Here is a 15,713-nt window from a genome sequence, read left to right on the forward strand (position 1 = left end):
CAGAGTGTCGAGAAACCCACGTTTTTTCTAAAACGTTGGGTTTCTCTTTTGTTTTATGAGCGTTCGCGTAGCGAACGAGAGGGGGATAACCCTCTCATCCTCTCTTCTCAAGATGAAGGGCGATCTTCTTCATGTTCTGAACGGCAGCGGTCATCAACGCTTGTTCCATAACGTTGCCCAACCCCCGCAACCGGCAATAGCGAAACCCGTGGAGCTGTTTAGCATCCGCGAAGCTTCGCTCAATCGTTTCTTTTCGTTTTCGGTACAGCCGTTTCCCCGACTTGCTCAGCCGGTTTAGACGCACGTGTTCCTTACTGTCCTCCCAGATATGCCGTGTGACGATCTTTCGTTTGGTTTGAGATCGTGTACATGTGGCTAACAGGGGGCAAGATGCACATTGCTTGGGATCCGAAGCATAGTGGCGGTAACCCTGGCGGTCTGTCGTTCGGTAGGGCAACACTTGTTGTGCTGGGCATACATACACATTCCGCGTTCCATCATAGGTGAATTTCCACTTGGGAAACAACCCTTTTGTGGGGTGAAATCTGCGGTGCGCAATCACACCAAAAATATTTCGTTCCTCAAGTCCTTTGCAAATCGGAGTGGTCATATAGCCGGAATCCAGTGCGACGGCTTCTACCTGAAACCCAAATTGGTGACGCTGACGATCTAATCGCGAGAGGTACGGCACGGAATCATGCACATTTCCGGGGGTCACGAAAACATCCGTGATGAGGTTGTACTTCACATCGACCGTACGGTGATCCAAGTAAAAGAATCCTTCCGGCTTCCCTTCACGGTACATATAGCCGCTATCAGGGTCTGTTGTACTGACCTTCACTTCCTTGTCTTCGTTCACCTCCTCCCGTGGTTTTAGGGCTTTTTTCCTTGTGTTTTTCGTTCACTTTCCACCGCTGCATTCAGCTCATCGAGGTAGTCTCGCGCGTTTTGTTGTACCTGAGCTTTGGTAAACTTGTGTTTATTCGCACTAGCTTTGACATGAGTAGAGTCCGAAATAAGCACGCGGCCGCCAACCATACGATGAGAGATGGCTTGCAGCACAATTTCATCGAAGATATCTTGAAATACAGTCGTGTCTTTGAAACGAGTCCGGCGATTCCAGCTAATTGTCGTGTGATCGGGTACACGATCGGTGAGTCCTAGCCCAAGAAACCAGCGGTATGCCACATTCGTTTGAACCTCACGTTCCAGTTGGCGCTCGGAACGTATGCCATAAAAATAACCCAGGAAAATCATCTTGAAGAGAACGAGCGGATCGATAGCAGGGCGGCCATTATCTTGGGAGTAGAGGTGGCGTACCTTTTCGTCTATAAAAGAAAAATCAATATACCGATCGATCTTACGCAACATATGATCAGCGGGCACCAAATCTTCAATGGAAACCAGTTCAAAGTTCTGTTGTTTATCTCGATTAGACCTCAGCATACAAGAACACCATCCGTTCATAATTGGTTACTATTAGTATATAGTATTAACGCGGTGTCGTGTTAAACATTTTGGATATAAGAAAGGCTGTCGAGACTTTCTCGACAGCCTGAGAAGGGGGAAAGCCCCCCTTCTATTGCAATTTAGGAATTTTAAGTACAGTACCGACATCAACCCGGTCACTGTCTACCAGATGATTGAAGTCCGCAAGGAACTTTGCCTGCTTATCGGAGCCATAGTATTGTCTGGAGATGCTGTAGAGCGTTTCTCCCTTTTGTACCGTATGGTCGGTTGTCTCGTATTCAGGCGTATTGTCGACAGTATCTTCCTGGTCTTCGAGAGCAGGAATCGTAAGGTGGCTGCCTGCTTTTATTCCTTCGCCTGGTGCGAGGCCGTTTTCCTTGGCAATCAGGTCAGCATGGCTCTTGCTTTTGTAGAACAGCAGTGAAATGCTGGAAAAAGTATCTCCTGCTTGTACCAGATAGGTGGCTGGCAGCGAGACTTTGGAATAATCCCGCTTGTCCGGCTTATTGCTGCCGGAGGAGCCTTTTCCTGAAGAAAGCGCAGGAATCGTAATGGAGTCCCCAACCTGCATATCGTTAATGAACACGATCTTATTTGCATCAGCGATTAAACCGAAATGTTCTTTGGACTTATAGAATTTCTCGGAAATGGTGCTTAGTGTGTCGCCTTTCTGAACGACATAGGTAGTCGGAAGCTTGACACCGGAATTTGAGCTGCCTGTTCCCTTTTTACCATCATCTTTCGGTTCGCTGGACGGCTGTTTGACCGGCTTGTCTTTCACTGTTCCTGCTTCTTCTCCGGTATTTTTGGCTGGCGTATCGGGCTTGATCTTGTCAGGTGCTCCTGTAGTATCAGGTTGATTGCCGCCAGGCTCATTCGTACCGGAATTCGAAGGCTCAGCAGGTGCGTTGGTGCCGGATTCCTGTTCAGCAGGATCATCTTCTGTTACCTCGCCATCCTCTTCATCACCGATTACGGGATCCGTGTTGTCAGCTGTCTGATTGATGCTCCCGGTCTCGCCCAGCTTGCCTCCGGCATTAACCTGATCCAGATATTTATTGTACAGTACACCGCAAATAATAATGAGAACAGCCATAGTCACACTATAGGCGATAATGACGGCTTTCTTCTTCTTACTGCCAGAGGGACGTTTGTTAGTGGTTGTTGTTTCGGTTTCGTTATCCAAAGCTAGATCTTCTCCCTTGTTTCTTCATTCACTCTCATATTCTATCAGACTGCCGAAATAATATGAAATGGGCCGAATCAGCCATTTCAAATCCTGGGCAAAGTGTCCGCCAAACGGGCCTGTTTTACATCGTGTTTTTTGCGAAATCTCTGCATTTCACGGTAGTTATCCGCTGCTTGTCTCATCTGATGAACGATGACTGAATGTAGCATTTTTGAACACACCCAAACTATTTTACACGACAAAACTAAACAAAATCTAAACAAGTGGGCAGGATGGACTGCTGCGAACCCTTGAATCCGACAAATGAACCGGGAAGGATGGCATGGTCTGTGGGCATAGCAACAGACAAGCCTTTTTAAGAACGTTAGAAAAAAAGTTTAAATCAATGTGGCGGATTTTACCATGCGATCATTTATATAGACGCAAGACCATCGCAAAAAGTTTATCACTTGCATGAATTTGCTAAGATGAAAGAGCAGATAAATTGTTTTCAACAAATGGCCCGAAACCCGGACTGAAAAGGCAGCAAGCCAATATTATTTAAGGGAGTGTAGGTATGAAGCTGAACCATGTCAATTTGACAGTGACTGATGTGAATGCCGCGCGTAATTTTCTGGAGAAGTATTTTGAACTAAAATGCCAGGGTACCCGCGGCGACGCCTTCGCCGTATTGTTCGATGATGACGGGGCGGTCATTACTTTAATGAAGGGCAGCAATGTCAGCTACCCGAAAACGTTCCATATCGGGTTCATCCAGGAGAGCGAGGAACGGGTAAATGAGATTAACCGGCGCATGAAGGAGGATGGACTGAATGTCCAGCCGCCTGTAAGATCACATGGCTGGACATTCTATGTTCAGGCTCCCGGCGGGTTCACCGTTGAGGTTCTGAGCTGAGGATTAAGGAAGTATGGCAAATGACCGGACCGGAAACCCGGAGGCTTTGGACGCTTTGGGAACAAGATTGAAGATAACGGCTCCCTTCGGCGGCAGCAAATCCAGATTTTTTAGCAGCTCTACCTGATAGGTATCCTGCTCCAATACGTAATATTCGGCAATAAGAGCCCCATTCTTATGAAAATCTATCGTTGCATCCGTATCAAACGTCTCATGTCCGACGGCTTTAATCTTCCGTTCATGAAACAGGAATGTTAGTGCGCTTACCGACCAGCCGGGCGCATGATTGTTGCCGTCGGCCCCTTTATTTTCAAAGGCTTCCTGGCTTGGCCACCGCTTGCTCCAGTCGGTGCGAAGCGCGACAAAGGTGCCTTCCTCAATTTCTCCATGCTCAGCTTCGAAAGATAAAATGTCCTCAATTTCTAATGTATAGTCCGGATTGGCTTCGGCTTCGGCTGATTTATCGATGACGACCAGCGGGAGTACAAGCTCCTTCAAATCCAGTTCCTCCAAATAACGCGCATTGCGGACAAAATGAATCGGCGCATCCAGATGCGTGCCATATTGACCGGCAAATTTGAAGCTTTGTGCGAAGAAGCCTTGTTCATGATCGAACAGGGTCTCAAATTGAGCCGCATCAAAGGACTGAAAGTGAGGGGAGTCCGGGCCAAACGTATGCGTCAGGTCGACCCACTGTTTGGATTTTAGTAATTGAAAGGCTTGCAATAATTCGTTGGACAAGTCGTTCACCTCATCTGGCAGTTAAAATACTGCATCTTTTTAATTTGCAGAGATATGTACAATAGACAGGATTTATGTAATATATTTCTATATTATAGCATTTTGCGTAAAATGGTAGGGGACTGATTGGAAAATTTGTGATAGAAATTGTCTATTCAAATTCTTCGGATTTATGCTCTGTCGTTGGCACTTGGAAACGTGGCTACTCGTATTCTGATTCTTGTGCGTGGTACAATGGGTATAGAAACGATGGAGGGAATCTTGCTTGGGAGGCATTCATATGATCATCCAATTAGGCAGCTTTGAAGTAAGCTCAGGTACACTGATTGTGGCTGACCCGTGCTATGAAGCGAATCGGGACACGATTATTATGGGAATACTGGATCAGGCTCTCACTGGAAGCTGGGAGGCAGAGGTGGAGAAGACAGAACTGGGAGATTGGGGAGAGGTCTGCGCGGGAATTACGGTGCGCCACAGTTCCTGGACCGGGGACGGGACCGATTTTCCATGGGTGAAATGCGATTTTATTGTTGGAGTGGATAGCGGCCAGGCAGGGGTCTTCGACCTTAGTAATTATAGGCTCCCGGATACGGGAGACCGCAGCTCCAGCGAGGACTGGTACGAAACATGCTGTGATATTACATTGAACGGTGAGGAAGCAGGTGTGCTTGAAGGCGGCGCCGTGACACGCACGGGGATTGGAGACGGTGCGTACGGTGCTTATATGGCGGTTAACGGACAGAATCAGATTATTGGCGTTAAAATTATTTTCGTTAAAAAGACAGATTACTAACGAAGAATTGAATACGGGAATACACTGGTAATGGCGACTGTAGGCATACTTCATCCCGGCATGGCAAAGGAGAATCGTTATGAATCTGGCCAATAAAATTACGCTTGGCAGAATTGCGCTTATTCCGGTTTTTATGATGCTTTTCCCTGTGTATCCCCAGTGGCTGGCCGAGAAATCCGCTTTGATTCATCATTTGAATATGTATGGGCTGTACTATGCGGCAGGCGTCTTTCTGCTTGCTTCCGCTACAGATAAGCTGGATGGATATATTGCAAGAAAGTATAATCAGACGACAAACCTCGGAAAGCTGCTGGACCCGCTCGCTGACAAGCTGCTTATATCTGCCGCACTTATTTATATGGTGAGTCAGCATATGCTTTATGCATGGATTGCTATTGTAATTATCGGCAGAGAGTTCATCATTACCGGTATCCGGATTGTAGCTGCTTCGAGGAAAATTGCGCTGCAGGCAGATCAGTACGGAAAAGTGAAAATGGTCTTCCAGGTGATCGCCATTCTGGCGGTACTGCTGAACAACAATCCGTTCAGCTACTTCACATCCATACGCATTGACCAGATTTTGCTCTACATTGCGGTCATTCTGACGGTCTATTCAGGCTATAATTATATAAGGAACAATTATCAGATGTTAAAACTGGACAGGTGAACCGGGCGGCTAGGACAAACATTTGTTCTTGTTACTATTGACTTTTTAATGGGAATTCTGTAATATTTAAATACAAATTAAAACGCAGTTGAGCGGGTGAAGCACCTCGCAGGAATGGCCTAATGGCCTTCTTGGGGGTGCTTTTTTGCGTTCGTTCCAGCTGTCTGCACTCATGTATTTTTTAAGAACAGGAGATGAAGGGATAATGGTTAGTGTTTCGAGGATTACAAGCAAGGCATTTAAGGTACTGTTGGTGGTGGCAATGTCTGCCATGGCAGTATTGTTCGCACTCTCATCGAAGACTGCAGCAGCCGGAGACAGCTGGAGCCAAGCACTGTCCAGCCTGGACAGTCTCTACGACAGCTTTATCAAGCTGGAGAGCGAGGTCAAGCGTGATAAACAGAGCCTTCAGACACTGAGGATGCAGAACAATGAGAAGTTGAAGTCCGTCAATGAAAAATTGAGAACGATCGGGAAGCCGCAAATCAGCAAGCTGCAGGAAGCGGCAAATCTTACGGTGAAAAAGCACGCTCCGCTGCTGGCCCAGTATGCTGAACTAGGCAACCAGCTAGCAGAGGCCAATAAGCGCAAGGATCAAAAAGCAGCAGCGCTGCTCAAGCTGAAGCACAGCCGGCTGAAGTCTTCCGTTGAAGCTGCAAGGGCAGAGATCAAGCAAAAGAAGCAATTGCTTGCTGCAGCCCGGAAGCGGGCAGCCGTACAAGTGAAAAGTATTAAGGATATGCTGGGACCGGTGCATAAATTGAAGGGGCAAACGAGAGAGGAGAACAAACTTATCAGTGAAACCGGCAAGAGACTAGGAAACGCAAGCAAGCGGCACCGTTCCGCTATCAAGGAGGGTGATGCTGTGAGCGCAGCTGCTGAACTGGCGGCGATGTACGCAGAGCTAGGCAAAATTCATATTTCACAGCAGCGTATTTTGTCTTATGAAAATCAGAACAGGAAGCTTTTGTCACATGCAATGACCCAGCTTAAATCCTACCTGCGTCAGGTCTAAAAATAAGACATGTCTATTCTTAATTTTAGATATGTTCGAATGGCATACCACCCAGTACAATGTAAATGATAATAATTATCATAATCATTGATTACGGAGGGAAATCAGTCATGATGCGTTACCATCACAATAAAGTTTTATCTTTTTTAATTATAGGGGTCATTGCGCTTGCCCTGTCGGCATGCGGCAGTACCGCTACGAATACAAGCGGCGGGGAATCAACGTCAAGCCAATCTTCACCGAATACATCTTCGGCTGCAGATACAAGCACTGCGGCAGTATCAGGTCCAATTGAAATTAAGCATGAGCTGGGAACGATTAAGCTGGATAAAGTACCGCAACGAATTGTCGTGATGGAATTCAGCTACACCGATGCACTCATCAAGCTTGGCGTACACCCTATTGGTGTTGCCGATGACAGTGACCCTGCATTGTTCATGGATGCAGTCAGGGAGAAGCTGGGCGACTACACATCAATCGGGTCGCGTTATGAGCCGAACATAGAGCTGATTAGTTCTCTCCAGCCTGATCTCATTATTGCCGATTTGAACCACCATAAGAGTGTATACGATCAGTTGAACGGAATTGCTCCAACGCTTGTACTGAATGACCATCAGGCGGATTATAACGGTATGCTGAGCAACTTCAGTGTTATTGCGAAGGCAGTCGGCAAGGAGGCCGAGAGCAAGCAGCTTATTCAGGAGCATGAGGGAAAAATCAAGGCCTTGCAAGAGAAAATCGTAAACCGTGATTTGACCGTATTGCCGGCAGTTGTCAATCCAAAAGGCTTCTTCGCTCATTCGTCCCATTCATATTCAGGATCTTTCATCACGGCATTAGGCTTTAAAGATCCGGTTACTGATGAAGTGCCTTATCCGCAGCTTAGCCTGGAGCAGCTCGTAGAGACGAACCCGCAAGTCCTTTTCCTGTTGCCCGCCGGAGATAAGACAATCGTTGGTGAGTGGGAGAAAAATCCGCTCTGGCAGAAGATTGATGCTGTCAAAAATAATAGAGTATTCACAGTTGACCGTAAAGACTGGGCGCTGTCCCGCGGCCTGATCGGCTCAGAAAAAATTGTGGATGACATCGTGAAATACTTGGGAGAGTAACCCGTATGCCAAACACAATTCGTACAGAGAAGCAGAAACTATACCCGTTTCTGCTCTTTCTGTTTACTTTCATTCTTATGCTGGTGAGCATGATCAGTAACCTTAAATGGGGGCAGGCGCATATATCCTGGAGGGTGCTTTACGAAGCGCTGACTTACCAGGGTGACAGCAAGGAGCATCTGTATATTCAGACACTCCGGCTGCCGCGGACGCTGACGGCATTTGTTGTAGGCGCCCAGCTTGCAGTGGCAGGGCTGCTTACACAGCTGATCACCCGGAATCCTCTGGCTTCTCCTCATATATTCGGTATTAATGCCGGTGCTTCGCTGGCTGTCGTCAGCGGGCTTGTATTTTTTGCCGGTTTATCTTTTATTCAATCCATTTTTTTGGCTTTTATCGGAGCAGCGCTTGGGGCTTTGCTTGTGTGGGCGCTCGCTGGGACAGAGCAGAAGCAATATGTCCGGCTGGCGCTTGCCGGGATTGCTGTTCATTTTCTGTTATCGTCACTGACGGAAGGTTTGATCATTCTGAACCAGCATGCCACAGACAGTATGATGTTCTGGCTGGTTGGCTCTGTCAGTAATGCTGCTTGGGGAGAGTTTGGGGCCATCTGGCCGTTTACTGTATTCGGGCTGCTCGCTACAATCTGCTTGCTGCCTTCCTTCAAGCTGCTGTTGCTTGACGATTCTGTTGCTGCCGGGCTTGGTTCGCGGATTCATATCACCCGCTTGATGGGGGTACTGCTGGTCATTGTGTTATCCGGATCCGCTGTAGCCATATGCGGTCCTATCGCTTTCCTTTGCCTTATTGTCCCGCATATTGCAGGTTCATTGATCGGCAGAAAGCTGCCGCTGCTGGTTCCTTATACCGCCTTGCTAGGTGGATGTCTGCTTATAGCAGCTGATTTTATCAGCAAATTTATCGCATTTCCGTTTGAGTCGCCTGTCGGAATCATAACAGCGGCCGTTGGAGGGCCTTTCTTCATTTATCTTGCCCGCAAGCAAAGGAGGGGACGCTGATGCGCAGAGGAATTGCCTTGTTTGCCGCTTTCGTGCTGCTCCTAATTTTAGGCCTGTTCTCGCTGCGTTCAGGTGCGGTTACCGTCCCATTCAGCGATCTGTGGTCAAGTCTGCTCGGACATGACACGCCGTCCTCTTACATTGTTCTGCAATATCGGCTGCCCCGGGTCCTAACGGCTATTCTTGCAGGAAGCGGACTGGCAGCAGCTGGTGTCATTTTACAAAGTCTGATCCGCAATCCGCTTGCCAGTCCCGACGTCATTGGCATCACCAAAGGGGCGGGTTTCACAGCTGCTGCGGTTATCTTTCTCTTCCCGGGGTCGCCAAGCTATGTTCTGCCGCTTGCCGCATTCGGCGGTGCAATCGCGGCCATGCTGCTTTTGCTGCTGCTCAGCAAGCGCATGACCTTGTCTCCGGCTTCTTTTGCTTTGGTGGGCGTAGCGCTTGGAGCGGTCTTTCAGGCGGGAATCCAGTATTTATTGGTGAAGCATCCTTCGAATATTAACATGACGCTGCTGTGGATGTCCGGCAGCCTATGGGGAAGGGGTTGGGAGATTGCACTGTCACTGCTGCCATGGATTGTTGTCCTGCTGCCTGTTGCCTGGCTGCAATACCGCAGGCTTGATGTGCTCCAGCTTGGTGACGAAGGAGGGACTGCGCTGGGCATCAGCCTGAGGCCGGCAAGAATCGGCTTGCTGCTGCTTGCGGTAGCACTCACCGGCAGCTCCGTTGCCGCAGTCGGATCTATCGGGTTCATTGGTCTGATCTCCCCTCATATTGCCAGATTGATTGCGGGCGGCAGACATCAGTGGATGGTTCCGTTAAGTGCCCTCATCGGGGCGGACCTGCTGCTGCTTGGCGATTGGCTGGGCAGGCTGATAATTATTCCGCGTGAAGTTCCGGTTGGCATTATGACGGCGGTAATCGGGGCACCATACTTCATTTATCTGTTGCGTCGGGAGCGGAAGCGGAGAGCATAAAAATGACAGAGGGTTTCAGTTGCGCCAAGCTGAGGCGGTGATACAATAAAGGAGCAAGTTTCATTTCAGAGATTCAGCACAGAAACGAGGCTCCTCTATGATTTTCCGGCAGCTTGCCCAAATTATGCCTTATCCGCATAGCATTATGCTTCATAACAACAATCAGATACTCCATTGCCTTCCTGGCTGTCATGCGATTATGGTGGTCAGGCAGGGGCATGTCGTGGTGTCGACAGCGGGGGACGGCAGCCGGACGGTGTGCACGCAGGGATACGCCTGTCATGCCCGTTCGGGTCCCTATGCTATTGAAGTGCCCAAGACGAGAGAAGCAGAATATGCGGTTATCCAATACAAAGTTCTTCCGGAAAATAGCGAGTGGACACTGGAGGGGCAGTTAGGCACCTATAGCGAGGTCAAAATTCATTATATGGTGGATGAACTGCTCCGCAGTATGCAGCTTCCAGAACGCAATTTGGAGCACGCCGCGGAGGATGCAGAGGAGCTATACGATCGGCGTTTCCGGGGCCGGATGATGCTGGAGCGCATTTTATATATTTATTTACATGAGTCATTAATGAAGGCGGCTGATTTATCGGCAACACGCCCGATTCAGGAATCAATCTCCTATTTGAATGAGCACTATATGCTCCAACTCACGCTCTCCCAGCTTGCCAATCGGGCCGGGGTGAGCGAGGGCCATTACACCGTATTATTCAAGAAAGAAACCGGCATGACGATGACCAGCTATTTGCGGCAGCTCAGAATTGAGAAGGCCAAGCAGCTTCTGCTCCAGGTTGATTTGCCTGCGAAGGACGTTGCGCAGCGGGTAGGGTTTACGGATTATTTCTACTTCAGCCGGATGTTTAAGCAGGCCGTAGGCGCTTCGCCAACAGCTTTTAAGAAGCAGGCGGGGGATTAGTGGCTGTCTGAACGGCATTAATGGCTATAAATGGTTATAATAATTGTAATAAATAATCCGGGTACTATCCGAGGAGGAATGGGAATCATGCTGGCAACATTACAGCAGACAGGACACGGTTATACGGCCCGTTTTGAGCGGCATTTCAAGCATAGTGTGACGGAAGTCTGGGCTTATCTAACGGAGAATGACAAGCTGGCCGAATGGTTTGATGAGTTGCGCGTTCATGATCTACGAGAGGGTGGAGCATTGAAGTTCGACATGCAGGACGGAACTTTTGAGGAGATGAAGATTCTCGAGCTCAAAGAACAGGTCGTGCTGGAGTACACCTGGGCGGAAGATCAAGTCCGCTTTGAGTTATATCCGGAAGCAGAGGGCTGTCGGCTTGAACTCATAGAGAGGATTACGAAACTTACCAGCCACACCGCGAAGGATTTGGCAGGATGGCATGTGTGCTTGGATGTTATTGCTGCTCTGCTGGACAGCATCCCTTTTGGTTCCCGCAAGGATGTATGGACAAAGTGGCATGAGAAATATGCCCAAGCTGTAAATGAATTAACAAAGACCGTCTTATAGCAACCATTCAAATTTCCTCAAAAAAACAGCACCCCGCTGTTAGCTGTGTCTCTAACAATTGGGTGCAGTTTTTTGTTGAAACAGCTTTTTCTTTACGTCCCTTATTGTCCTGTTTGCTTACAAATGCCGTATTTTCAATGGCCTTTTTGAAATGATCCATGCTGCTGCCAAAAAGACAAGGGCAACTATAATTCCGGATTCTCCTGTCCAGAGCAGGGCATTTTCACCTTTGGAAAATGCATCGAAGGCGTCCTGGGCGATAGCATTCCAGGATGAATGCAATAAAATTGCAGGCCAAAGGCTGCCGGTTGTCATGCGGATACGCCCGACGATGTAGCCAAAGGACGTGCACGAAATCATAAAGAAGATAACCGAGAGGGCAGGGTAAGGGCCGGAATAATAATCCCCCATTAATATTACAGGAAGATGCCATAGTCCCCAAATGATCCCGCTGGTCAGCAACGGATAGGGCACACGGGCGTCCATCATACGCGTAGTCATGTAGCCCCGCCATCCGAGTTCTTCTCCAGTGCTGGTAATCAGTCCTACCGCGGTTCCAACAACCATTTGAAAGAGGAGAATAACGAGGAACATCACAACTGGCGAAGCCTCAAAGAAAGTTTCCGGGGCAGCGAATTCTACCAGTCCTGCTCCCCAGGCAATTCCGTATGCAATCAGGCCAATGACTACCGGGAACAACAGTATAAATGGCAAGGTCTTTAGTGAATGCCGTCCCCCGAAACGCAGCGAGATATCGGCGGTGCCTTCACGAAGCACCAAACGGGTGATGATAGAGGAAATGCCCGGTGCCCACATCAGGAGCAAGATGGCAAACGGAAGCCTCGGAATCAGCCAATAGCAAAGAGTCGAGAGAGGAATGACCAGTGCAAAGAAAACGAGAAGTCCAAGCCTGGCCTTGCGAATACGCTCCTTCTCCCCGTTTAACCCAGTTGCAGGGGGGATATTTAAGTTTGTTTCCATGATTGTAGCCCCATTTTCAATAAATTATGTATTTCCGTTTAGAAGTATAGCAATTGTTGCGCTGTGGCCAGAACTATCCCAGGCCCAGTTTTCTCCCCGGACCTTAGCCCAGTGAAGCACGGGACCAGAGTACAGGCATCAGCTCGAAATTCCAGTAATTGCTCTCATTTTTTTGCCTTAAATCAAGTTGAACAGCCGCCTATTTTCCATTATAATGACCCCATACTTGATCCAAAGAGCTTTAAGGTTTAATGTGAAAGCGGCTGCGAACGGTGAAGGTGTGGAACTACGAGGAAAAGTGGAGCTTCGTCAAAATGGAGGCAGGTTCATGAACCTAGATCACTACCATATTATATGGAATCATGCAGCGGTAAAGATTTCAGATATTCGCCAATTGTCGATCCGCCATGGGGAGGATTGGCAGGCATACCATCTGCCGGCAAGCGGATTTTTGTATGCGTATCAAGGCAGCGCAAGGCTGCTGCTGGATGGGGCCGAGCATACGGCCAAACGTTTTCATTTGCTTCACGGCGGCAAGGGAATGTGCCTCGAAATTAGGCCGCTTAGCGAGGTCTTTGAATGTTATCTGATTTTTTATAAATTATCATTGTCCTTGCCAAGCCGGGGGCAAACCCGCAGACTGCTGGAGAATACCAACCCTTCCCTCATGCAGTACAGCTTTGCCCCGAATCAGCCGCTTTCACTATTTCATCTCATACAACAGATGGATAAAGAGTGGAGTGAGGCAGGCGCTGCTTCACAGCTTTTGGTGAAGGGGCTATTCTATCAATTCGTCCATGAAGTTGTGAAGCAGCTCCAAGCACAGGGCATTCATCCAGCCCAGCCTGATCTTGTTTCCCAAATGCTTCGCTACCTTCATGACCGTTACACAACGGCCGTGACCATGGATGATCTCGCAGCACTATTCAATTATAGTGTCAGATATCTGTCTCGGACCTTCAAGCAGGCGACCGGATACAGTCCAATTGAATATCTCATCCGGCTGCGGATAGAGAAGGCCAAGGAACTGCTGGAGACGACAAATGCAACGATCAAGGAAGTCGCAGAGCTGGTTGGCTATAATGACTCCTTCTATTTCAACCGGATTTTCAAAAAGCACACCGGCGTGTCGCCAGGACACTACGCCTCCAGTACGCAATCGCATAGAATTCCGAATCGTCCATACTTTAGGCCCGGATTGTCTATTGTGGCGACCAGAGCCCGACGGTATAGTGGTGATAATGATTATCAACCGCAAGCCTTTGGGAGGATTTTAAGAATGAACAGAACATCAGCGAACACAATGGCCTTTATTGTGCTGCTCAGCTTGACCCTGATGGTCAGTGCATGTACCAGCAGCACAGCTACGCCGAATGCAGCGCCGGAACCAGGGCAATCGCAGCAGGTTGCAACAGAAAGGGTTCTAAAGGATGCGCTTGGTAATGATGTGAAGGTCCCGGCTAATCCGCAGAGGATTATCGCTTCCTATCTGGAAGATCATCTAGTTGCATTGGGAGTCAAACCTGTAGCACAGTGGTCGATAGGCGAGAATTCGGTACAGCACTACCTGCAGGGCGATTTGGCCGGAATCGCCCCGATTCCCTTTAATTTGCCGCCCGAGGTTGTGATGAGCTTTGACCCGGACTTGATTATTATCGACAATGCCGAGATGGTAGAAGGGGATAAATACAACCAGTACGCCAAGATCGCACCAACCTACACGATTGGCAAAGAGAGAAATAACAACTGGCGCAAGGAACTGTTGACCATAGGCGACGTGTTGAACAAGAGTGAGGAAGCGAAGAAAGTGCTGGAGCAGTACGAGCAAAAAGCCAAGGAAGCCAAGGAAAAGCTTCACCAGGCTGTTGGGGAACAATCTGCCGCGGCGCTCTGGGTGACGGAAAAAAGCGTCTTTGTGGTGAGCGACAATTTGTCCAGCGGAGATGTGCTGTACAACGATCTCGGGCTTAAGGTACCCAATGTTGTAGAGGAAATCTCCAAAAATGGAACAGGTAACTGGAATGCGATTTCACTTGAGGCGCTTGCTGAAATTGATGCCGATCATCTGTTCATTATCAACAGCAGAGGCATCAGCAAGGACAAGCTGTTAAGTGATCCGGTATGGTCTAATATTCCGGCGGTCAAGAATGGCAACGTCTATGAGTATGACAAGGAGACAAGCTGGCTTTATACCGGCACGATTGCCAACTCGCAAATTATCGATGACGTGCTTGAGAGCATGATTAAATAACAGACTAATTTCAATGAAGCCATGTGCATATTCTTATTCTGCTTCCGATACAACAGCAGGAAAGGCCCGGATGCACATGGCTTTGTTATGCTCAAACTATTCATAGTAAGGATTGTTTAGCCAGTTGCTGATTGATGTTCGCAATATAGTTTGCCACGCCATCCTCATCATTACTCTCCACAACAGCTGTAGACAGCTCCAACAAATCCGGATGCGCGTTCGCCACGGCGATTCGGGTTCCGGCGACTTCGAACATTCCAGTATCATTCAGATTATCTCCAAATACCGTAATGTCCTGCAGCTTACACCCGACCAGCTCTGCCCATTTACGCAGCCCTTCCTTTTTGTTGGCCTTGGCATGGCTAATTTCAAGAAAATAATGGTCCTCAATATAGTTGTCCTTCATGAGATGAATATGTATCTGATTGCCATAAGTCCTGGCGATTGCATTTTTCAACGGCTGCAGCTCCCCTAGCCTTCCTATGTAGGTGACAATGAGTGTGCGCAGGGAGTCCGGGCATGACAGAAGCGGCAATTCATTGAACCGGGGATCATTCGGACGTGAATTAAAAAATTGCAGTTCACCTGTGCGTGTCAGCTTTTCATGCAGCACTTTCTCCTGATCGGCATCATCCAGTGCGAATAATAACGGCACAAGTCCAAATTCCTTTCCTGTCACAATAATGGCATTGGCAGTCGAATGCTCAAGCCATTGCCCGCCAATCACCTTGCGTGCGTTCGGGTCCCAGATGACAGCCCCATTGAAGAGCACAATCGGGTATTTCCATGGAATGTCAGACACAATGGCATTCGAGCTGGTATAGCTTCGGGCTGTCGCGTAGCTTATAACCAGTCCTTTGTCCAAGGCCTCCCTGACCGTCCGGACCGTAAATTCCGATAAGGCAGCGTTAGATCGCAGCAAGGTTCCGTCCAGATCCGTAACAAAATGATGGTGCATCATGAATAATCCCCCTCTACACTTACAACTTTACAGCCTGCCTGTCAGCATTGAGACTGGTCGATTATTTTAAAAATATAAGACTTCGGGCCAGTTGTACAGTAATATGTAAAAAAACACTCCCGCCCCATATGAGGCAAGAGTGTTTTG

The 15,713-nt window shown here is 48.4% G+C and carries 15 protein-coding genes; 10 read left to right on the top strand and 5 right to left on the bottom strand.

Annotated features, from left to right (window positions below; translation table 11 throughout):
- Positions 1–94 precede the first annotated feature (94 nt).
- Positions 95–1,446 (bottom strand): IS1182 family transposase gene (locus tag H583_RS36015; RefSeq protein WP_245585872.1). Its coding sequence is split into 2 segments (ribosomal slippage): positions 95–879 and positions 879–1,446, totalling 1,353 coding nucleotides; the frame shifts between segments, so codons are not numbered across the junction.
- A 133-nt stretch (positions 1,447–1,579) separates the two neighbouring features.
- The gene (locus tag H583_RS0108950; RefSeq protein ID WP_028560170.1) at positions 1,580–2,656 is read right to left on the bottom strand and encodes a LysM peptidoglycan-binding domain-containing protein; all 1,077 of its coding nucleotides are present in this window, start codon (positions 2,654–2,656) and stop codon (positions 1,580–1,582) included.
- A 559-nt stretch (positions 2,657–3,215) separates the two neighbouring features.
- Between H583_RS0108950 and H583_RS0108955 the strand changes: the two genes are divergently transcribed.
- Entirely contained in the window at positions 3,216–3,554 is a 339-nt protein-coding gene (locus tag H583_RS0108955; RefSeq protein WP_028560171.1) for a VOC family protein, read from the top strand.
- A 3-nt stretch (positions 3,555–3,557) separates the two neighbouring features.
- Here H583_RS0108955 and H583_RS0108960 read toward each other — a convergent pair whose 3' ends face one another.
- Positions 3,558–4,295 (bottom strand): cyclase family protein, encoded by a 738-nt coding sequence (locus H583_RS0108960; protein WP_028560172.1) that lies wholly within the window; start codon positions 4,293–4,295, stop codon positions 3,558–3,560.
- Between the two features lie 280 nt (positions 4,296–4,575).
- Here H583_RS0108960 and H583_RS0108965 point away from each other — a divergent pair, with 280 nt between their 5' ends.
- The 8 genes from H583_RS0108965 to H583_RS0109000 all read left to right on the top strand — a co-directional run bounded on the left by H583_RS0108965 (position 4,576) and on the right by H583_RS0109000 (position 11,373).
- On the top strand, positions 4,576–5,088 hold the full coding sequence (locus tag H583_RS0108965; protein ID WP_028560173.1) for a DUF4241 domain-containing protein: 513 nt from the start codon (positions 4,576–4,578) through the stop codon (positions 5,086–5,088).
- Between the two features lie 79 nt (positions 5,089–5,167).
- Positions 5,168–5,755 carry a CDP-diacylglycerol--glycerol-3-phosphate 3-phosphatidyltransferase gene (pgsA, locus tag H583_RS0108970; protein ID WP_028560174.1) on the top strand — a complete coding sequence of 196 codons (588 nt, stop codon included), beginning with the start codon at positions 5,168–5,170 and terminating at the stop codon, positions 5,753–5,755.
- Between the two features lie 205 nt (positions 5,756–5,960).
- Positions 5,961–6,770 carry a hypothetical protein gene (locus tag H583_RS32375; RefSeq protein WP_051236230.1) on the top strand — a complete coding sequence of 270 codons (810 nt, stop codon included), beginning with the start codon at positions 5,961–5,963 and terminating at the stop codon, positions 6,768–6,770.
- Positions 6,771–6,880: 110 nt separating this feature from the next.
- Positions 6,881–7,879, top strand: a complete 999-nt coding sequence (locus tag H583_RS0108980) for an ABC transporter substrate-binding protein (RefSeq protein ID WP_342663519.1) — start codon at positions 6,881–6,883, stop codon at positions 7,877–7,879.
- Between the two features lie 5 nt (positions 7,880–7,884).
- The gene (locus tag H583_RS0108985) at positions 7,885–8,898 is read left to right on the top strand and encodes a FecCD family ABC transporter permease (RefSeq protein ID WP_028560176.1); all 1,014 of its coding nucleotides are present in this window, start codon (positions 7,885–7,887) and stop codon (positions 8,896–8,898) included.
- On the top strand, positions 8,898–9,878 hold the full coding sequence (locus tag H583_RS0108990) for a FecCD family ABC transporter permease (protein WP_028560177.1): 981 nt from the start codon (positions 8,898–8,900) through the stop codon (positions 9,876–9,878). Before H583_RS0108985 ends, H583_RS0108990 begins: the two co-directional genes overlap by 1 nt.
- Positions 9,879–9,975: 97 nt before the next feature.
- Positions 9,976–10,797, top strand: a complete 822-nt coding sequence (locus H583_RS0108995) for a helix-turn-helix domain-containing protein (RefSeq protein WP_028560178.1) — start codon at positions 9,976–9,978, stop codon at positions 10,795–10,797.
- Between the two features lie 87 nt (positions 10,798–10,884).
- The gene (locus H583_RS0109000) at positions 10,885–11,373 is read left to right on the top strand and encodes an SRPBCC family protein (RefSeq protein WP_036709010.1); all 489 of its coding nucleotides are present in this window, start codon (positions 10,885–10,887) and stop codon (positions 11,371–11,373) included.
- A 117-nt stretch (positions 11,374–11,490) separates the two neighbouring features.
- Here the strand turns inward: H583_RS0109000 and H583_RS0109005 are convergent, their stop codons facing one another.
- Entirely contained in the window at positions 11,491–12,354 is an 864-nt protein-coding gene (locus H583_RS0109005) for a CPBP family intramembrane glutamic endopeptidase (protein WP_028560180.1), read from the bottom strand.
- A 328-nt stretch (positions 12,355–12,682) separates the two neighbouring features.
- Between H583_RS0109005 and H583_RS36020 the strand changes: the two genes are divergently transcribed.
- Complete coding sequence (locus H583_RS36020; RefSeq protein ID WP_081667061.1) at positions 12,683–14,605, top strand: ABC transporter substrate-binding protein; 1,923 nt, start codon at positions 12,683–12,685, stop codon at positions 14,603–14,605.
- A 100-nt stretch (positions 14,606–14,705) separates the two neighbouring features.
- On the opposite strand, the gene H583_RS32380 is transcribed toward H583_RS36020, so the two are convergent.
- The gene (locus H583_RS32380; protein WP_051236232.1) at positions 14,706–15,566 is read right to left on the bottom strand and encodes an HAD hydrolase family protein; all 861 of its coding nucleotides are present in this window, start codon (positions 15,564–15,566) and stop codon (positions 14,706–14,708) included.
- Positions 15,567–15,713: the final 147 nt, after the last annotated feature.

This window comes from Paenibacillus pinihumi DSM 23905 = JCM 16419 (assembly GCF_000422505.1).
GTDB classification, from domain to species: Bacteria; Bacillota; Bacilli; order Paenibacillales; family Paenibacillaceae; genus Paenibacillus_D; species Paenibacillus_D pinihumi.